General features: G+C 51.9%; 15 protein-coding genes. 8 read left to right on the plus strand and 7 right to left on the minus strand.

The window, feature by feature from the left end:
• Positions 1-131: 131 nt before the first annotated feature.
• Genes ACI5GA_RS19530 through ACI5GA_RS19545 form a run of 4 tightly spaced genes read right to left on the minus strand, consistent with a single transcriptional unit; the run spans position 132 to position 5,723 of the window.
• On the minus strand, positions 132-1,262 hold the full coding sequence (locus tag ACI5GA_RS19530) for a glycosyltransferase family protein (RefSeq protein WP_421423870.1): 1,131 nt from the start codon (positions 1,260-1,262) through the stop codon (positions 132-134).
• Complete coding sequence (locus ACI5GA_RS19535) at positions 1,262-2,212, minus strand: glycosyltransferase (RefSeq protein ID WP_421423871.1); 951 nt, start codon at positions 2,210-2,212, stop codon at positions 1,262-1,264. Before ACI5GA_RS19535 ends, ACI5GA_RS19530 begins: the two co-directional genes overlap by 1 nt.
• Before the next feature lie 12 nt (positions 2,213-2,224).
• On the minus strand, positions 2,225-3,319 hold the full coding sequence (locus ACI5GA_RS19540; protein WP_421423872.1) for an NAD-dependent epimerase/dehydratase family protein: 1,095 nt from the start codon (positions 3,317-3,319) through the stop codon (positions 2,225-2,227).
• Positions 3,320-3,338: 19 nt separating this feature from the next.
• Positions 3,339-5,723, minus strand: a complete 2,385-nt coding sequence (locus tag ACI5GA_RS19545) for a glycosyltransferase (protein ID WP_421423874.1) — start codon at positions 5,721-5,723, stop codon at positions 3,339-3,341.
• A gap of 716 nt (positions 5,724-6,439) precedes the next feature.
• Here ACI5GA_RS19545 and ACI5GA_RS19550 point away from each other — a divergent pair.
• Complete coding sequence (locus ACI5GA_RS19550; RefSeq protein ID WP_421423875.1) at positions 6,440-8,419, plus strand: acyltransferase family protein; 1,980 nt, start codon at positions 6,440-6,442, stop codon at positions 8,417-8,419.
• 70 nt (positions 8,420-8,489) lie between these two features.
• Here the strand turns inward: ACI5GA_RS19550 and ACI5GA_RS19555 are convergent, their stop codons facing one another.
• The gene (locus tag ACI5GA_RS19555) at positions 8,490-9,560 is read right to left on the minus strand and encodes a class I SAM-dependent methyltransferase (protein WP_421423876.1); all 1,071 of its coding nucleotides are present in this window, start codon (positions 9,558-9,560) and stop codon (positions 8,490-8,492) included.
• Positions 9,561-10,006: 446 nt separating this feature from the next.
• Between ACI5GA_RS19555 and ACI5GA_RS19560 the strand changes: the two genes are divergently transcribed.
• The 5 genes from ACI5GA_RS19560 (at position 10,007) to ACI5GA_RS19580 (ending at position 14,408) form a co-directional block, all read left to right on the plus strand.
• Positions 10,007-10,768: an ABC transporter permease gene (locus tag ACI5GA_RS19560; RefSeq protein WP_421423877.1), complete on the plus strand. Its 762-nt coding sequence runs from the start codon at positions 10,007-10,009 to the stop codon at positions 10,766-10,768.
• Positions 10,758-11,966 carry an ABC transporter ATP-binding protein gene (locus ACI5GA_RS19565; protein ID WP_421423878.1) on the plus strand — a complete coding sequence of 403 codons (1,209 nt, stop codon included), beginning with the start codon at positions 10,758-10,760 and terminating at the stop codon, positions 11,964-11,966. Before ACI5GA_RS19560 ends, ACI5GA_RS19565 begins: the two co-directional genes overlap by 11 nt.
• Positions 11,966-12,730, plus strand: a complete 765-nt coding sequence (locus ACI5GA_RS19570; protein ID WP_421423879.1) for a TylF/MycF/NovP-related O-methyltransferase — start codon at positions 11,966-11,968, stop codon at positions 12,728-12,730. Before ACI5GA_RS19565 ends, ACI5GA_RS19570 begins: the two co-directional genes overlap by 1 nt.
• Positions 12,730-13,356, plus strand: a complete 627-nt coding sequence (locus ACI5GA_RS19575; protein ID WP_421423880.1) for an acyltransferase — start codon at positions 12,730-12,732, stop codon at positions 13,354-13,356. The genes ACI5GA_RS19570 and ACI5GA_RS19575 overlap by 1 nt, the downstream gene beginning before the upstream one ends.
• Before the next feature lie 77 nt (positions 13,357-13,433).
• On the plus strand, positions 13,434-14,408 hold the full coding sequence (locus ACI5GA_RS19580) for a KpsF/GutQ family sugar-phosphate isomerase (RefSeq protein WP_421423881.1): 975 nt from the start codon (positions 13,434-13,436) through the stop codon (positions 14,406-14,408).
• Between the two features lie 44 nt (positions 14,409-14,452).
• Here ACI5GA_RS19580 and ACI5GA_RS19585 read toward each other — a convergent pair whose 3' ends face one another.
• A complete protein-coding gene (locus ACI5GA_RS19585; RefSeq protein WP_421423882.1) occupies positions 14,453-15,286 on the minus strand; it encodes a hypothetical protein in 834 nt (277 codons plus the stop codon).
• Positions 15,287-15,473: 187 nt separating this feature from the next.
• Between ACI5GA_RS19585 and lapG the strand changes: the two genes are divergently transcribed.
• Complete coding sequence (gene lapG, locus ACI5GA_RS19590; RefSeq protein WP_421423883.1) at positions 15,474-16,169, plus strand: cysteine protease LapG; 696 nt, start codon at positions 15,474-15,476, stop codon at positions 16,167-16,169.
• An 8-nt stretch (positions 16,170-16,177) separates the two neighbouring features.
• Positions 16,178-18,124: a cyclic di-GMP receptor LapD gene (gene lapD / locus ACI5GA_RS19595; RefSeq protein WP_421423884.1), complete on the plus strand. Its 1,947-nt coding sequence runs from the start codon at positions 16,178-16,180 to the stop codon at positions 18,122-18,124.
• A gap of 164 nt (positions 18,125-18,288) precedes the next feature.
• Here lapD and ACI5GA_RS19600 read toward each other — a convergent pair whose 3' ends face one another.
• Positions 18,289-18,627 (minus strand): tryptophan synthase subunit beta, encoded by a 339-nt coding sequence (locus ACI5GA_RS19600; protein ID WP_404636534.1) that lies wholly within the window; start codon positions 18,625-18,627, stop codon positions 18,289-18,291.
• Between the last annotated feature and the right edge of the window lie 27 nt (positions 18,628-18,654).

The following is an 18,654-nucleotide window of genomic DNA, read 5'->3' on the forward strand; positions in this document are numbered from 1 at the left end:
CAGCACGTTAGGGGGCTCAAATTCAGCCATGCCCGGCGTTGGTGAGCTGCGTTCGCGTTTGTTCATCTGAGCCTCGTTGAAAATTCTTCAGACTTTCAACGTATTCGTATTGGTTTCCCTCATTAGCGGTTCTATTGCGTGGCTTCAGCCAGTACCTGCTTGACCTGCTGTTGTAGCCTGTTTTCCGAAAATTGAGACTGACAAAAATCTCGGGCCGTCTGAAGGGTTGAGGCCCTCATTGCCGGAGCATCTAATAAGCGCGCTATCGTCGAATGCCAATCGGTCGTGACAATCATTCCACCCCCTTCAGGGATGACATTGCTGTAAACCGGAATATTCGATGCAATAACTGGGATATTTGCCGCGGTATATTCTATAAATTTGGTCGGTGCTTTGCAGAGATTGAACGACTCGTTTACCAATGGCGCTAGACCGACATCCCAGTTCAATGCAGCCAGCGTGGAGAGGAACCCGCTGTAGGCCTGATTCACTTTATGGCTCTTTACTCTATCGCCAAACCGCTGTAGCTCATTCGGCATTTGGATAGTTCCAAACACCTCAAAGTGTAGATTGGGGCGCTCCTCCAGTAGAGAAACGATCGACGATGTGACAAGTTCCAAATCTTCTTGGTGACCTTTCGAACCCATGTAGCCCACGACCTGATAGTCACGTGTGGGAGGGGAGCTTTCGCTGATGTGTGCCGCCATGTAGGGTGCGTACATGCCGTGAAACACACGCTGGCCAGGAAAGACGTCTTGTAGATAATTAGCCAAATGCGGAGTCGATGCGTAGATCAAATTGCAGTTTTCGAGCAGGTAGCGGCGTTCTTCGATCACCTCGCCGGCCCCTTGGACTCTTTGAATTTCGGCACCCAAGGAGTGAGGAATCTCCAACAGATTGTCGTCAATGTGATAGATGACGGGTATACCTTCCTGCTTGAAGTAGTTGAGAATCTGCCGTCCATGAGGCAGGCCGTAGCGTGTCATGACCACGACGTCGGGACGAAATGAGGCTTTCCACTGGGGGATTGCCGCAGTTCCTTTTTGCTTGAGTAAATTTTGCGAAACGACGGCGAAGTTAACCTCGCCTTGCTGATGGATTTTCCGGAGCGGAATGTCAAAGCTAATGAAGTATGTTGCATTGACGTGCTCTGTAAATATCAACACATTTTGTGCGCCGGCGTTACCAGCCTTATAGACATCGAAATCAGCGGTACTATCAGCGGGCGCTTTTTTTATCAAGGATTTAAGAAACGCAAACATCAGCGACCGGCCTCATTGGAGGTTGGCAGATCAGCCGCTGTCTTGGCCAGAAGTTGTGCTTCGTAGTCCTTAATCACTCGTTGTCTCTCACGCTTGGCTTCATAAACGGCTTTGTGAGGCACATATCCTGAAAGCCTGTCGAGGGCAGCGTTTTTGGTATCCCACATCTTGTGCAGGAAGGCTGGAATCAAATGACGATATTTGATATCTCGAATGAGCGACGGGCGAAAATACCCGAGCTTGATTTCCTCTCGAATCGACGCTTCCGTGAGTGTTTTATCGGCGAGCATCCGACGAACCTCACTGAACCAGACCCAAGCGAATTTGTTACCGCACGCCGACCAGGGTTGAGTATAAACGTCGGTGTAATGAATCAGACGGGTGTCAGTGTCCCAGTGCTCCAGGCTGTTCCATTCAAACGGCACACCATATTTAACATGCTCTTCGTCAAGGATGATCAGCTCTGACATCAACTGATCGTAATCATATCGACCTTGATCCATCCCATGGACAATATCTTCGACGTCCCAATGGAGTCGATCACAGTCGAGCAGCATGACTGCGCATTGTTTCTTTCGCACTTTAGGAGCACCTACTTTTTGGGTGGTGTCTTCTGTGTGCTTCACTTCTTGCTGGATGATGATTTTCGCGCCATCGAAAGGAATGTTCCACAGCTCGCGGATGTCACGGAGCACCAGCATGTCCGCGTCCATGTAAATCGCCTTGCCTTTATAACCCGCTAACTTTGGAATGCAGAACCTGCTGAACGAGAAACCCGTCCGCTGCCCATTTCGAGGGTCTGCGGGTACGGGGACCGGTAAGTCAAGCATCGGAATGACTTCGACATTGGCTGTCGTGTGGCGCTTGATGGAATACTCCAAGACCGGTACAGCAAGAAGCTGCGACCGATCTACGCCCACGTAGACTCGGATGATCTCATCATTGGACACAGTAAGCTCTCCTTATCCCTGTACGTTGCTGAATTCGGTTTTTGCCCATTCTGCTAGCCGGATCACGCCTTCCTGAACGCTGATCTGAGGGTGCCAGTTCATGATTTCCCGAGCGGCCGTTATGTTCGCACACGCGTATCGGATGTCACCGATGCGGAATGCGCCGGTAATCTTCAAAGCATCATCGCGCTTGCCGAGAGCTCGCATCAGCATCTTCGACATATCGAGGATGGTGACGGGCTCACCGCTGCCGATGTCCATGATGGTTCCGTGTTTAACATCTGTGTTCCCTGCCGATACCAAGGCACCGACGATGTCATCAACGTAGGCAAAATCCCTCGCGATGTTGCCATCTTCATAGATGGCTAGCTCTGCGCCGGACAAAATCTGTCGTGCGAAGATCGACAATACTCCTGTATAGGGATTGCGCAAGGACTGGCCTGGACCATAGACATTCTGGAAGCGCAGGATGACCGCATCCCACGGAGAGCCTTCGCCTGCTTGGCACAACAGATATTCTTGCATTAGCTTTGTCGACGCATAAACGGAGGCCGGTGCCGGCGGCAGGCCTGCATGGCTTGGGATCGGCCGAGTGGGCAGTTCGATTCCGGCAGGCACAGGGACCGAAAAGTCGCCAGACGCCATGGTCTCAGGTTGCCTCGGAAGGCCGACGAACTCGATTCCTTTAGCATCGATGTAACCGCCTTCTCCATAGACTGCGCGAGACGCCGCCAGTACGACTTTCTTTACATCTGTCTGAGTACGCAATGCCTCGATGAGGTGACTGGTACCCAAGACATTTACTGCGCAATAGCGCGTTGGCTCGTCGTACGACTGTCCTGTGCCTGTCTCGGCTGCCAGATGATAAACGATCTGCGGATTACACGCTTTTACGACGTTTGTGAGGGCGTGAGCATCAGTAACATCGCCTTTGACGAACGTAACACCAGCCCCGAACTCCGGGGTCGCAGGGTGGTCGCCGTGGACTTGAGGGTGCAGATTGTCAAAAACCCAGATTTTACAAGCAGGGTCTTTTTTCAGGAGGGCAATGACTAAGCGAGAGCCGATAAACCCTGCACCGCCAGTAATTAACACGTTATGAGTCATTAAAGAATTTCCGTAAAAATTAACTAATCAAGTAGTCCAGAATGTTGGATGCTGCGGGTCCTTCAATGACCGTACGCTTTACGAACTCTAGAGAGCGTCCGTCGGGCGCAGAGCTAGTGCCTATGCTGACAACGAAACTTATCCAGTCATTGATTGTGTTGATTCGAGGTAACGGCGCGTATTGATCAAGCTGCAGGTCATGGGCCACGACTGCGACACTGAGGCCTCTGCGTGCGGCATCCAACGCGACAGTAGAGGGTGAGGTGATAACCGCCGCCATTCTGCCCAGTAGTTGGTTGATATCGAATCGTTGCCATTCCGATTTTTCGGGGTCAACGATCAGGATGTTAGGCGCAACAGGCTTGTCCCGTTTATATCGTCTTGTCAACCATAGGCCCGCCTGATGAGGCTTGATTAGAAAAATCATCTCAGGAAAACGCTCAGCCAGAGACACTACGCCTTCAATGAAGAACTGCCTGTAGGCTTCGTCATACCGATGCCAGTGCAGATTCTCAAAAATACCAATTACTGTAGCCGTTGGGCTGATCATATGGTCAAGGTTCGCTACAGCTTGGCTCACGAGCTTAGGGCAGCCAATAGGCACGCACTTGTCGCGTGTTGCTGGCTTCACCGCTGGGTGCAATGTGCCTAACGGGCCCCAGAGGAATACCTTCTTCGCCGCGAAGGTTACTTTGCGTACATGATGAATCTCGTCGCTGTAGGTCAAGCCTACGTTTTCAAAGCCATGCTGCAACGTTGCCGTCATCAAACCGTATTTGTTAGCGCGTTCGGTCAGTGTGCGAGTGAAGACATGAGGTGCAAGATTCGTTTCGGTGACCGTCAGAAGTGCTCGCGTGCTTGAAGAGAACGCGGGTAGTCGTTTGGCTTCGCTTTCAAGAAGCACAACGGGCGAGGTGTCGAGATCTTGGAAGATACTCAAAACGCGGGGATGCTTTTTCAACAGGGTGGAACTGCACCAAACTTCAAAAGCGATGCCCCGTTTGTCAGCTTCGGTGATGACAGGCAGCACTACATCAACGTCCTGGATGAGATTCAGCACGAAAATGACTTGAGGGACAGGCTTTTCAGTTCGAGCGTTGGCGATTGCGTTTTTTATCGTGTCGATCCAAGACTGGCTGATTACCTTTGGGCCGAAATGAGTCATGGCAAGTTTGTTGCCGAAGCTGACGTCATTGGCGGAATTTTGTTCTGAGGAAAGATAACGTCTCATCCCAGCTGTAAAGTCATCAATGCAAATGCTGCCTTGGAGCGGGGACAGGCTCGGTGTACTGGTCGCGACGACGGGTAGCCCGTTCGTTAGAGCATGGACCGAGCGATTGGCAGATTTACAAATGCTGAACTCGTCGCGAGAATTAGGGATCAGCGCGAGAGTCGCCTTCGACATTTCCGCTTCGACAATCGTTGGCGTCCATTCGATGTAACGCGACGCGATAGCTATGGGTTTTATATAGGTGAGGTATTTTTCCCGGTTGTTGCTAATGACCACTAATTCGACGTCGTATTCTTGCGCGATGACTTCAAGATCCGTCTTGATGCGCAGCAAGTCCATCATCCCGAAATCAGCGTAATCAGCGCCATGATTGCCGAACCAAAGTAGGCGTGCCGCATTGGGTGATGCGACTGTTTGCTCTTCCCTAGGCACTGTGCTGATAGCCGGTGCTGCCGCGGCGGCGTGGTGACGACGAATTGCCGCCATCGCGACTTTGTTTTTTACATGAGCCAGCACCTTGCTCACGCGACGCTGCCAGAAGCCCAGCGTCAGTAGCGTCCGCCAACGTTTAATCACCTTCTTGAACAGGGTCCTCAGCGATGCTCCACCCATCACTCGGACTTTATGTCGGAGCTTGTTGATAATGCCTCCACCCGATGCTTTTCTCGGATTCGCCCGCGAGCGTGCTGCTAGCAGGCGAGCATCGATAGCCACTCCCACATCACTCTGAATGATCCCGTCAGGGATGACATTGATCAGGGCATCGGGCGCGTGACGCGAGATGGCATTTGCTAGCGGGGCGGTAGTGACGACTACGGCATCGATGTACTTGGTGATCGCCGAGAACATCTCGCTTGGTGCGTTCGCAGAGTGCTTGCCGTATCCCTCGACAAAAATGTTGTCGCAAAGGTCAAAAATGACTGGGACGTGCGCTGCTTTGGCTCTTTGAATAAGCTGATAAGCCTCGAGGGTAAAGTCTTTGACAATGACCAGCGCATCCAGGCTGCTCAAATCAACATGGTCGGTATTGGTGAATAGGTGGCACGTGTGCCCAGCTGCCTCCAAAGCGACGATGGGCAAGAGCGCACGATAGCGAACGCTGGCGACATTGGGTGAAAGAGAGGACACACACCAGCCGATAACGAGTGACTGCTCATTCTGAAGGTTATTCATCCCTAAGTGTTCTCCGGCCTTCAGCATTTAACTACTTTGCTCTTTGATTGAAAAAAGGTGCATTGAGTGCGTGGCGCTGCAGCGGTCCGCGATGCTTTCCGTTGAGGCACCTACTGCCAGCATGGGCTGCGACGTTGAAGCTAGGGGTGGCGATGTACTCTCCTTGGTGGTCGCGCGGTGGCAGTTTTGCGGCTAGCCGGGCTCAAGGGCGCGACAGACGTTGGCACGTCCCATGCGTGGGCCATTCTACCTAAACGAGTCTCATCGTGGATATTTTGTAGCGATAACACCCCGTTCATCGAAAGAGAGCTTGATCCTCGTCAATCAACCGGCGCGGACCGTTGAATACCGTCAATCTCGGTCATGCGTGGTTGCGTGTTTCCAAATTGAAACAGTCGCGCGCTTACCAATGGTGGAGTTCTGACGGCAGGGTAGATGGTTACTGAATATGTCTTCGGCGGCTCAAGGCGGGAGTACGTTGGGACGGATTGGCCATGTCATTCCAGTTAATGAATGGAATGAGGGGGCGTTGGTGGAGCGATGACCTTTGCCAGTCACTGGTTGTGATGGTTATACGCCTTGACGTATGTGCTAAGGTAGCGCCGCTTTTCTCAGGGGAGAGCTGGTTGGTCAGGGTAAAACATCTTAGTGCGTTCACCGGCGAATGAGTGGTGGCATGATTGGGTGTTGGGATATTCCATTAGCAAGGTGCATTGATGACCATATTTAAGTCTTCGGCAAGCTCGGGGCATGTCGGTTATAGGCCGGATATCGACGGGTTGAGGGCGCTGGCAGTTTTGGGGGTGTTGCTGTATCACGCTTTTCCGAGTGCGCTGACCGGTGGCTTTATAGGTGTTGACGTATTTTTTGTTATTTCTGGCTTTATCATTTCAAGTAATCTGTATAAGGAACTGAGCGAGGGTGTATTTAGTTTTGCGGGTTTCTATAAGCGTCGTATTCGGCGTATATTTCCCGCGTTGGCGCTGGTTATGTTATTTGTAATGGGGGGTGGTTGGTTTTCTCTGTTTTCAGATGAGTACCGAGCGCTGAGTAAACATGTCTTGTACGGCGCGGGCTTCTCTGCAAATTTCGGATACTTTAAAGAAAGTGGTTATTTTGACATAGATGCCGTTACCAAACCGCTGCTTCATCTGTGGTCCTTGGGTATTGAGGAGCAGTTTTATTTTGTTTGGCCTGTGGTATTAATTGCCGCTTGGCGAAGTAGGGTCAGTATCTATGGCGTGCTTGCGATTTTGCTGGCTTTGTCATTTTGGAGTTCCATTCATCTGATTCGTGATAACCAGGTGGCAGCATTCTATCTCCCCTATTCAAGATTTTGGGAGCTAGGGCTTGGTGCCCTGCTGGCTGCGGGGGTGCACTTCCATAAAGAAAGGCTTCACCAAGTTGCACGGTACACTGTCTTTGGTGTGAAAGTAGCAAACGCTAGCTCGGTGGCGGGTCTGGCGTGTATCAGCGTGGGTTACATTTGGGCGAAAGAGAATGTTCACTTCCCAGGATATTGGGCGTTGCTGCCTACTCTTGGGTGCGCCTTGGTTATTTTTGCAGGTGAAGAATCCTGGTTGAACAGGCAGGTGCTTGCACATCGCCTGCTTGTGGTCATTGGGTTGATCAGCTTTCCGCTGTATCTATGGCACTGGCCATTACTGTCATTTGCGCACGTCATCAATGGCGGTCTCCCCCCGGCGTGGGTGCGTATAGTTATCGCGGTAGCGTCAGTGCTCTTGGCGTGGCTGACGTTTAAATATGTTGAGCGCCCGCTTCGTTACGGTGCTGGCAATACAAAGACCTATGCACTGGTTGCGGCCATGGCCGTTGTTTCAGTTGCGGCTGGCGTGATATTTAAAATGCACGGCTTTCCGTCCCGTGGGTTTGAGGCTGCTCGTAAGGAAGCGACACTTCAAATGGTAGGACCAACGTGGAAGTATACAAAGAATGACCTTTGTGTGTCGTTGTATCCAGGGACGTTTCGGTACTTTTGCTCACAGGAGCGCCCAGGATCGCCCACGCTCATACTGATCGGAAACAGCTACGCCAACCACTTGTATGGGGGATTGGTTGAAGACAGCCGCTTTTCCAGACAGAACGTTCTATCCTATGGGTCATGTGAGCCTGGAGGCTATGAGATTGACTGCGATATGCAGGAGAGAATTGTTAAAGATAATCCCTCTATAAAGTTCGCAATCATTAGTATGCTATGGCCCCGTATTGATGAGCAGGGTCGCCGCGTTGACATGATTAGCGGCGCTGAACAGCCAGGAGGGGATAATGCAAATGTCCGCTATATGAAATTTCTGGATGAGAAGCTGACGTTCCTGAAGGCGCATGGTGTACAGTCTGTTATCTTCCTGCCGAAACCAGAAGTTACCTATGACATTCGTACTTGTTTCTCTCGGCCGTTTGGCACCAGAGCGAATAATTGTGAAGTTGATCGAAGAGCGGTGGAGGCTCAGCAGCAGGGTATTGAAAATGTCATTCGCCAGGTTCATGCCCGACATCCTGATGTTCCGCTGTTCGACCAGAATAAGCTATTTTGCGATGAGGAGAAGTGTCACTTAGTGCAAGGTGGAATGCCTCTGCTTCGAGATTTTCGTCATTACTCGGAGTATGGCAGTCGGTTGATAATCTCTCAGTTCGCCGAGTGGGCAAAATTCAATATGCCGGATGTTCTTGATTAGTCCTGTGCGATCGATACGAGGGTAGTAAAGGCGCACCGAGATGCTTTTTAATATCTCGGTGCGCTCGTCACTATTTTTTGATAAGCACCCAATAGAAATCTCGGTGGTTTGGGGTGTGTCTGAGATGAAAAGATTCGAAGCCGAGGTGAGCCGTTGCATAATTCAGAACGGTTGCGGTATTTTCTCGTGTATAGAAATGTACGTGAATGGACCGCTTTTGCGCCATGGCCTCTTCAACCCGCTTACTCCACTCGCCGCGAGTGCTCGCCCAGCGACGATAGTGATGCTCTGATGGTTCCCAGATATCTTCCCGCTGCTCGTGGAGCATCTCTTGAAGGTTGCTAGGTTGCTGCCGGTAGTCTTTGGTCCCGGCAACGTCAGGAACAACCGCTAGAATGGCCCCGCCAGACTTTAACTTAGATGCCCAGTGGCTCAGATGGCCGAGGGGGTTCGTTAAGTGTTCAAATACGTGGCTGGAAAATATGAAATCGAGTGATCCATTTTCGCAAGGGAGTTCGCTCGCTTTGCCAACAATATGGTTGGACCAGTCGAAGTGGTCTGATTCGTACTGCCCATCTTTGTCGTATAAGTTTTTCCATTCCCCGGCAGACATTTCTTCTACGTATTTTACCGAGACTGTAGCGCTGTTGTGAATTTGCGGGCGTGGTCCTGGCCCAATCTCTATCCCATTTCCATGTGCGAGCGATGTTAGCTCGCTTCGCTCCAGGCAACGGTTGATCATCAGATCTGCCTGCTGACCCTTTGCGAGATCAAAGTGAAGGGTGAGCGACAGTTCAGGAGAGAGCGGGGACTGTATGAGCGGCCAAGGAATCGGAATTGCTTTAGGTGTCGTATCGATATTGATCCGCGTGGAGCCCATGATTGTATCTTTTTGCACTAGCCGTACTTCGACCGTTGCGGAGTTTTTCAAGGTGCGTGCGTACCAACCTACTGTTTCAGGACGCGTGGAGAACGGATACCACTGCGTAATGGCGGATACCGTGATATGGGTGCTTCGGTGCTGCTCCATGCGTAAGCAGCGCCATAGCTCGCCGTCGGACAGTTTTACTTTGGCGAGTGAAACCTTGTCGTTGACTGTGATGACTTCATCTTTACGGCTGACCATGTCGAATAAATTCATATTAGCCTTAGAATATCGATAAGTAGTTTTTCTTAGGGGCTCATAAAAGGCGGAAATCTAATGGTGACGCTTGAATCGTTTGGTCGCCTTAGCTGGATCCTATCCCAAGATTTCGATGTAGTCAGTCTTTTTGTCGGGCCCGCTGAGGCGAACCGGAGGGGAGGCGCATTATGGTGTGCCGTCCGTCAGCCCTCGAGTCTGTCTTGGCGGTGTAGGCTCTCTGGGGTTGGTGCATACGTGCGGTCATTTCCGGGGCCTGCGTTGGCGATCCGCTCACCTGCGTCCTGACTCTAAGGGGCGCTTGTCATGCCGCTGGCGGAGAGTCAAAGCATAGGTCAGATCGCTTTCTGGGGAGCATTTCCTTTATACTCTCGTGCTTGGGAATAGTGTCAATTGGCTGCACGTCGTTTTATGAGGATTTTATGGGGCTAGGAGAGTGTTTTAGATTGGCTTGGGATTTAGCCAGGCGAGATTTGCAAGCAAAATACAAGCGATCGTTGCTGGGCATTTTCTGGATGTTGCTGACGCCCCTGTGTTTGCTGTCTGTATATACCGTTGTTTTTGGTGGAATACTAAAAGTTAGCTGGAAAGAACCAGGTGCAGAGGTGTCGGTTGGCTTTGTTTTGCCTTTTTTTATAGGGCTATCTATTTATTTGTTGATATCGGATGTTGTTAACTCCTCGACTATACTCTTTTCCAGTAAAAGAACGTACGTGGTCAAATCGCCGTTTCCATTATGGGTGCTGTGGGTGGCGAATTTGATGCGAGCTTATATTCACGGCGCTGTGTATGCAGTCATGGTCTTAATTCTGTGTGCTTGGTTTTCAAAGTTCGAGGCGGAAAATATCGCATGGACAGCGGTGCTGCTCAGCTTTTCTTTAATTCTTATATCAGCAGTTTCTCTGATTTTGTCGGTCGTCGGTCCGTTCATCGGTGATATCTCAGAGGCCGTGCGACTATTGATGAGAGTGTTGTTTTACGCGGCACCCATCTCTTATCCTGTTAGCCTCGCCCCTGAGTCATTTCAGTTTCTGCTTTGGCTCAATCCTCTTACATTGATTGTTGAGCCTCTGAGGGAGGCGCTGGTGTTCGGGCATAGTCCGTCATGGGGTGTGCTGGGTGCGTTGTTTGTCTCTTGCCTGCTGTTGAGTGTGTTGGCGATATGGCTATTCAAAAGAATTAAAGGGGTTGTCGCTGATGTCGTCTAATATTGAGCACAACCGAGTGCTCCTGGAGGCTGTAAGTGTAAGCAAGCGCTACGCAAGCTCATTACGTCCGACCACTGTTTTTTTTGACGCACTGTTCAAGCGAACGTCCAGAGCTGTGGGCGGTAAGAAGGTTTTAGATAACATAAATCTGAAAGTGCGCAGCGGTGAAACAGTAGGCATCATTGGGCGCAATGGCGCGGGGAAGACGACGTTGCTTGGTATTTTGGGCAATGTCATCGAACCCACTCAAGGGTCTGTGCAGCGGTATGGCCGAATTGCAACACTTTTGGGGCTCACTGCTGGATTCAATACTAGCTTCACAGGTCGTGAGAATGCGTATCTCTTTTGCAGTATCCAAGGTATTGGTAAGGAAGGTACAGATCGCAGAATCGCGGACATTATTGCTTTCGCTGATCTGGGTGAGTATTTCGATCAACCCCTTCGGACGTATTCTTCAGGGATGCAATCTCGTCTGGCATTTGCTTGTGCCGTGCATGTGGATGCGGACCTTATCATTATCGACGAAACGTTGGCGGTGGGCGATGCCAGCTTTCGTATGAAATGCTACGACCGTATTCGTGCGATGCGGGATGCGGGGCAGACATTTTTGTTGGTGACTCATAATCAGAATCTCTTGGCAAATTTTTGCACTCGCGCTGTGGTCATTGAAGGGGGCAAGAAAGTTCATGACGGTTCAGTGTTTGAAGGGCTGGAGGTTTATAAGGATATTCGAAGCACGCAAGAGATGAAGCACCGTTCCGCCGGTAAGGTGGCACGAGGCAGTGATGCGTCGGCGGATCGTATGATTACGAATTTTTCGCTGGAGTACCTCAAGGATTCAAATAAGTATCTTTTTAGTGGGGTGTTTGTTGCTCCATCTGCTATCAGTTGTGTGGCTTTTAATTTTGGTATTAGGAACAGCTCTGGAATCAGCGTCTGCTCTATTGATGGATCCGAAGTCGGCCCAATGCTTACGGATGTCGAAGAAGGCGATGAGTATAAGTTGGTGTTCTCCTTCGATAATCGGCTGCTCGGCGGGAAGTATTTTCTGAGTTATATTATTAACGAGGTTGTCGGGGATGCGGCTGTTCCCTTGGAGATGTCGCAAAACTTCTTCAGTTTCGACGTCGCGACCGTATCGGGGCAAACGGGTATTGTTGATTTGGGTTTGGCTATTTCCAGTGCTAAGGTAGAATAATGTCTTCAGATCAAGTTGTAAAAAAGAAAAAACCTAAATTCAATGCTTCCTTGGCGTTTCCGCATATGCCGCCGTTCCCGGAAATTTTCTTCGAGCGGATTCCTGTGTTGCACGGCTTTCAAATAGCAATTGCTAACTATTTGAGAGGTGACAGGCAACAAAAGAGAAAAGGTCTGTGGGGGCGTTTTTTTTGGAATAAAGGACTTGGCAATCTCTCCCGATTCAATGCGGTAGAGTGTGGGGTTTTTACCGGCAGCAGTTTGATTGCATGCTCGAAGTATGCTTTTGAGTCCGGCATACCGTTCAGAATGATCGGTCTCGATACGTTTAGTGGTCTGCCACCGTTGTCGGAGCAGGATAAAATGCTTGCTCCAGAAGATGCCGTCTATCGAAATCAAACATTATTCACAGAAACATCTCTTGCTCATGTTCAATCGTTGGTCGATTCAGCGGGGCTGAGCGCCCATGTGGAGCTGCGGGAGGGGCTGTTCAGTCAAACCTTGCCACTGTTGCGTGAGGAGCGCTACCACTATGTCAATATCGATTGCGATCTTTTCGAACCTCACATTGAGTGCTTGGAGTACTTTTATAACCGCATGGTGAAAGGCGGAGTGATTTTTTTCGATGATTACAACTCCGTTAATTATCCAATGGCGGGGAAAGCCATTGACGAGTTTTTCAGTGATAAACCTGAAAAGCTGGCTCAGATTCGCTACGGGGATGATGCGCCTAATCGGACCAAAGCGTACGTGGTGAAGTACTGATGTTATCGCTGCTTTCAAAACTAAAGCGTTTGATTTTCGCTCCTGAGGTGGTGCAAAAGGAGCCTGCGTTCTTGCAGGGTGAGGGCGCTCAAATTGCGCCTGATGCGTGCTTTGAAGGATGTTTGGAAAATATAGTCATTGGCAAGCGTGTCGTGATCAAATCCGGCGCGCGACTAATCTGTACCAATGCTCAGTCGCGGATTGTGATTGGTGATGGCAGTGTTATTCAATATGGCGCGATCGTAGAAACCGGACCGGGTGGTTCAATCGAGTTGGGCAGATCCAACTCGCTGAATCCGTATTGTGTTGTATATGGACACGGTGGTTTGAAAACGGGTGATTACGTGAGAATTGCGGCACATACCGTCATCATTCCTGCTAACCATGTTTATGATGATCCCAATGTGGTTATCGCTAAGCAGGGCCTCACTCGTATTGGCATCGTGATGGGTAACGATATTTGGGTGGGTACAGGCTGTCGGATTCTAGACGGCGTTAATATCGCTGATGGGGCTATTCTTGCAGCCGGCTCTGTCGTCAATAAGCCAGTTGAGCGCGGAGCCATAGTGGGTGGGGTGCCCGCCAGGCTCATCAAATATCGTCCAGGCTTTGATGCCCCTGATTGATATGTATATGAGGTTCAAAATATACGAAATATGAGCACTTGCCCAATATTTGTTTTTATCATATCGATTTTATACTTATGACTCGAGCTTATAATCTTATTCAATCAGCCCAGCACGCAATCCGCCTGGAGATCGAGGCGGTTGAGGGGCTGCTCGCGCATATCAACTCGGACTTCGCTCATGCCTGCGAACTGATCATCTCCAGCAAGGGCAGAGTCGTGGTGGTCGGCATGGGCAAGTCTGGGCACATTGGGCGGAAAATCGCTGCAACTCTGGCAAGCACTGGTACTCCGGCGTTTTTTGTTCACCCTGCTGAGGCCAGTCATGGTGATATGGGGATGATTACGTCGGAAGACATTATCCTCGCTCTTTCCAACTCCGGGAGCACGGCCGAGATCGTTACATTGCTCCCGTTGCTCAAGCGTTTAGGAATTAAAGTTATTAGTCTGACGGGGAACCCGGAGTCGGCGTTGGCGAAGGCCGCAGAAGTTAACCTCAATGCGAGCGTTAAAAATGAGGCTTGCCCCTTGAATCTGGCACCGACGTCCTCGACTACAGCAGCGTTGGTCATGGGGGATGCGTTGGCAATTGCCTTGCTTGATGCTCGTGGCTTCACTGCGGAGGAATTCGCTTTCTCTCATCCGGGAGGGGCGCTTGGCCGACGTCTCTTGCTTAAGGTTGAGCATGTGATGCACTGCGGTGACGATTTACCACTGGTTAGTCGTGGCACGCTGCTACGTGACTCGTTGATGGTAATGACCCGTAAAGGTCTTGGGATGGCAGCGATTGTTGAGCCTGACGGGCGACTCGCGGGGGTTTTTACGGATGGTGATTTGCGGCGTGCCTTGGATCGTTCAGTCGACGTTCGCATAACTCTCATTGATGAGGTTATGACGTCGCATGGGAAGACTGTGCGCCCTGATATGCTCGCAGCTGAGGCGTTGAAAATCATGGAAGACCACAAAGTAGGATCGCTGATTGTGGTTGACGAGAACGCGCGTCCAGTTGGTGCGTTCAACCTTCAAGATTTGCTACGCGCGGGTGTCATTTAACAGAAAGGCCCGCACAGTGCGGGCCTTCATCCGGTGGCGCAAAGCTAAACGCCCATTTTGGATGCTATGCGGTCTAACAGTGATGGCTTGCTGAACCACTTTTTGGGGAGTCGCAGCGGAATTTCCGCGCCTGCTGCTGCGCCGATCTGTGGAATCCAGAATAGGACGTCTCGGCCGACATTAGAGTGTTGCTTGCGCTCGACGCCATGCCAAGAATGATCAGTTTTCATGAAAACCAACATGGTATTCGGGCGGTTCTCGAAGGTCTTAACAAGGTTAAAATCTTCATGCTTCATGTGTGGGGAGGACCAGGAGGTCAGATGTTTATCTTTCGGTGTGTAGATGCTTGTTCCGAACTCGCGGAGTGATTCATCTTTTGGGAAGTAGAACGCCCCAACAATGAATTTGGTCTCACTGTCCGTGTGAGGGCCGAGCGCGAAGTTTTGATAATCACGAACCAGCAGTGATCTTGGACTTACTCTCACGCACTCGTCAGAAATAGAGTTCTTCATCAAGTCTTTTTCTCTGTACTGATGGTTGATCTGGAGGCGCTTTCCAAACTTCTCGACCAGAATCTCAAGAAATTCTTGAGAATGAATCCACGCCTCAAACTCTTTCCAGAATTGTGATACCTCTTCTGTTAGCTTCGTAGTCCGGCTGGGAGATAGTTGGATATAGTGCCGTTGCTCATAAGGCGCGGGATAAATATCGTAATCATCATCAGGTGGAAGCTTGCTCAGTAATTTTGAATAAAACTCATCGGGCAGAATGCGCTCAACGTAGATATGTGGAAATGGCGCCAACACCAGTGTTGCTTCTTCGATTGCTGAATATGCGTGCTTTTTGACTAGATTGTCCATTCTGGCGCCGGTCTTCATGGTCTGGACCAAAATTGTACCTTTGCCCTTTATGTAAGGCCATCACAAAAAGCTGACCGGATGTGGCGTGGCTGCAGCGCCGTCTTATTGAGAGCGGTGCACATATGATCTCATTCCGCCATTGCCTTTCCCCGGCCAACCCCTCACCATCTCACCTGTTATCCATTTGCCTGATGGACTAGACAAGTTGGCAGTACTCTCCGCCCACAAGCGCCCTGGACTCTGGCTGCTGCTCGCGCTTGCACTGACGTGCACGGCGTGTGCGAGCTATCTGAGCGCTGACTGGGACTTTTCGCTGATCAGTCGCCGTGCCGAGGCGTTGTATGGGCCTTTGGGGGCCGGTAAGCAGCGGATCGACGCCTGGCAAAATCTGCTGTCGACCGAAAAGCAGATCAGCGAGATGGACAAGCTGAGAGTGGTGAACCAGTTCTTCAACAAGCAGATGCGCTATGAAGAAGACATCGACCTGTGGCATGAGGTCGATTATTGGGCCACGCCCATCGAGGCGCTGTGGAAGGGCGCAGGTGATTGTGAAGACTACGCCATCGCCAAGTATTTCAGCCTGCGTCATCTGGGTGTTTCCAGCGAGAAGCTGCAAATCACTTACGTTAAAGCCTTGCGCCTGAACCGCGCGCACATGGTGCTGACCTACTATTCGAGCCCCGGCGCGATGCCGCTGGTACTCGACAGCCTCATCAATGAAATCAAGCCTGCCAGCGAACGTTCGGACCTGTTGCCTGTGTATTCCTTCAACGCCGAAGGGCTGTTCTTGCCGGGTGCGCAGGGCAACAAGCGTGTGAGCGATACCAAACGTCTGTCGCGCTGGCAGGACGTGCTGAAGAAAATGACCGCCGAAGGCTTCCCCGTCGAGCCTGAGAACTAGGAGTACCGATGTCTCTTTTCAAACAGCTGTTGATCGCTATCTGTCTGTTTCTGGTGGTCGCGTTCGCAGGCAGTTTTGTCGTCAGTCTGGAGAGCTCGCGGGCGCAGTACGTCAACCAGCTGCGCTCTCACGCGCAGGATGCGGCGACGTCGCTGGCGTTGTCGCTGACCGCGAATATCGACGATCCGACGATGGTCGAGCTGATGGTGACCTCCATTTTCGACAGCGGTTATTACGCCAGCATTCGCGTGGTGGATCTGGCGACCGATGCGGTGATCGTCGAGCGCAGCGCGACCCCGGACAATCAAGGCGTACCGCAGTGGTTCACCGATCTGATCGGCCTCGATCCTGCGGGGGGCGAGGCCATTGTCAGCAAGGGTTGGCAGCAGACGGCGCGGGTCGAGGTGGTGAGTCATCCGATGTTCGCCCTGGCCAAACTCTGGCAGAGCGCGTTGGGCAGCCTGGGCTGGCTGGTGCTGTGTGGCATCGTGAGCGGAGCACTCGGGGCGATGTTGCTGCGTCGGCAGTTGAAGCCGCTGGATTACATGGTCGCGCAATCGCAGGCGATCGGTCGTCGGGAATTCCTGACACTGCCGGAGCTGCCGCGCACCCCTGAACTGCGCCGCGTGGTGCAGGCAATGAACCAGATGGTAGAGAAGCTCAAGGCGCTGTTTCAGGAAAGTACCGAGCGCAGTGAGAAGCTGCGCGTCGAGTCCTATCAGGACAGCTTGACGGGGCTGTCCAACCGCCGTTACTTCGATATGCAGCTCAAGGCCCATGTCAGCAATCAGGAGGAGCACCTGGACGGGTATCTGCTGTTGCTGCGGGTTCAGGACCTGGCCGGTCTGAACTCGCGTTTGGGCGGTAAGCGCACCGACGCGTTGTTGATCGCCGTGGCGCAGGTGTTGCTCAAACAATGTGAGAAGCATCCGAAAACGCGCAACCTCATCAGCCGTTCTCGCGGTGGCGAGTTCGCGGTGTTGGCGCCGGGCATGTCCAACAAGGAAGCGTTGGCGCTGGTTCACGAAATCGAACAGGCCCTCCACGCATTGGGCGCGACAGGTGCGTCCGATGTTTCGCCTGTCGCTCACATGGGGCTGGCGCCGTATACGCCAGGTGAGGCGCCGCTGACCTTGCTGGCCTTGGCGGATCAGGCGCTGGCGTTGGCTGAAACCCAAGGCGAGCAGACCTGGGCCTGTGTCGAAAATGGCGTGGTGACCCGCTCGGGAGATGACGAGCATACCTGGCGTCTGGTGCTGGACCACGCCCTCAGTCACGGCAGTTTCGAGTTGTTCTTCCAGCCGGTGGTTTACGCGCGGGACATCAAACGTGTGATGCATTACAAGGCCCTGTCACGGTTGATCAATGAGCAGGGCGAGGCGATTGCGGCCGGTCGTTTCCTGCCGTGGATCGAGCGCTTTGGCTGGGCCAGCCGTCTTGATGTGATGATGTTGCAACAAGTGCTCAAACACATGGAAACCCATGATCAGCCGTTGGCGCTGAGCCTGTCGGCGGCGACGTTGAGCGATTCGGCTGCGCTGAATCAGGTGTTCGAGGCGCTGCGTCAGTACCCAAAACTGCGAGGGCGTTTGACGTTTGAAATCGGCGAAGAACAGCTTCCGGAGCAGGCGGTGCTGGAGAAGCTGACCCGTCGTTTGCAGGAGGCCGGTTTCAGCCTGGCGCTGCAACGCTTTGGCGGTCGTTTCAGCATGATCGGCAACCTGGCGCATTTGGGGCTGGCGTATTTGAAAATAGACGGCAGTTACATTCGTGCCATTGACGAGGAAAGTCACAAGCGGCTGTTCATCGAGGCCGTTCAGCGTGCGGCGCACAGCATTGACCTGCCATTGATCGCCGAACGAGTCGAGACCGAAGGCGAGCGTCAGGTGATTGCCGAGATGGGGATTGAAGGGGTGCAGGGGCAGTTGGTCGGTGACCCGGCGCCATGGAAGTGAGCTTGCGGTTTGGATGGCTATAAATGAATTGTAGGAGTGAGCTTGCTCACGATTGGATCTTTCAGACACTTATGCGCTGAATGACACACCTATTGTGAGCAAGCTCACTCCCACAGGGAATTGCGTTCAATCAGAAAGCGCAGCGCTTCCCGACGAGAGTTGCTTTAAATCAACCGCGTTTCATCATCATTGATCAAGTCGCTCAGGCCACCCAGTGTTTGCCGGGCCTGGGTACGATCGAGCAATTTCGCCTGAGCGGCGGGAGGCAAGTCCGTGACATTCAGGATGCCCTTGCTGGTCAGCACCTGAATCAAGTCGTCGAGTACACGGATCATCTCCATGTCGCTCAACTTGAGCTGGTTCAGGCTCTTTTCCACCACCTCATTGGCATACCAGGCCTGGATCTCGTGATCGTCGGCCGGTAGTTGTCCGGTCGCCTCGGCAAACGCGGCCGCTTCCACACGAACAAGCACTCCCTCTGCATCGCGCTGAACGTAAAACATGGCTCATTCCTCAATGAATGCAATGGC

The organism is Pseudomonas sp. Pseu.R1 (assembly GCF_045764065.1).
Classification (GTDB): Bacteria; Pseudomonadota; Gammaproteobacteria; order Pseudomonadales; family Pseudomonadaceae; genus Aquipseudomonas.

Bases quoted from the DNA above. Each gene is read 5' to 3' on its own strand.
- ACI5GA_RS19600 (WP_404636534.1), bottom strand. From the start codon at position 18,627: ATGTTTTACGTTCAGCGCGATGCAGAGGGAGTGCTTGTTCGTGTGGAA.
- ACI5GA_RS19570 (WP_421423879.1), top strand. From the start codon at position 11,966: ATGTCTTCAGATCAAGTTGTAAAAAAGAAAAAACCTAAATTCAATGCT.
- lapD (WP_421423884.1), top strand. From the start codon at position 16,178: ATGTCTCTTTTCAAACAGCTGTTGATCGCTATCTGTCTGTTTCTGGTG.
- ACI5GA_RS19585 (WP_421423882.1), bottom strand. From the start codon at position 15,286: ATGAAGACCGGCGCCAGAATGGACAATCTAGTCAAAAAGCACGCATAT.
- ACI5GA_RS19540 (WP_421423872.1), bottom strand. From the start codon at position 3,319: ATGACTCATAACGTGTTAATTACTGGCGGTGCAGGGTTTATCGGCTCT.
- ACI5GA_RS19580 (WP_421423881.1), top strand. From the start codon at position 13,434: ATGACTCGAGCTTATAATCTTATTCAATCAGCCCAGCACGCAATCCGC.
- ACI5GA_RS19545 (WP_421423874.1), bottom strand. From the start codon at position 5,723: ATGAATAACCTTCAGAATGAGCAGTCACTCGTTATCGGCTGGTGTGTG.
- ACI5GA_RS19575 (WP_421423880.1), top strand. From the start codon at position 12,730: ATGTTATCGCTGCTTTCAAAACTAAAGCGTTTGATTTTCGCTCCTGAG.
- ACI5GA_RS19555 (WP_421423876.1), bottom strand. From the start codon at position 9,560: ATGAATTTATTCGACATGGTCAGCCGTAAAGATGAAGTCATCACAGTC.
- ACI5GA_RS19565 (WP_421423878.1), top strand. From the start codon at position 10,758: ATGTCGTCTAATATTGAGCACAACCGAGTGCTCCTGGAGGCTGTAAGT.
- ACI5GA_RS19550 (WP_421423875.1), top strand. From the start codon at position 6,440: ATGACCATATTTAAGTCTTCGGCAAGCTCGGGGCATGTCGGTTATAGG.
- ACI5GA_RS19530 (WP_421423870.1), bottom strand. From the start codon at position 1,262: ATGTTTGCGTTTCTTAAATCCTTGATAAAAAAAGCGCCCGCTGATAGT.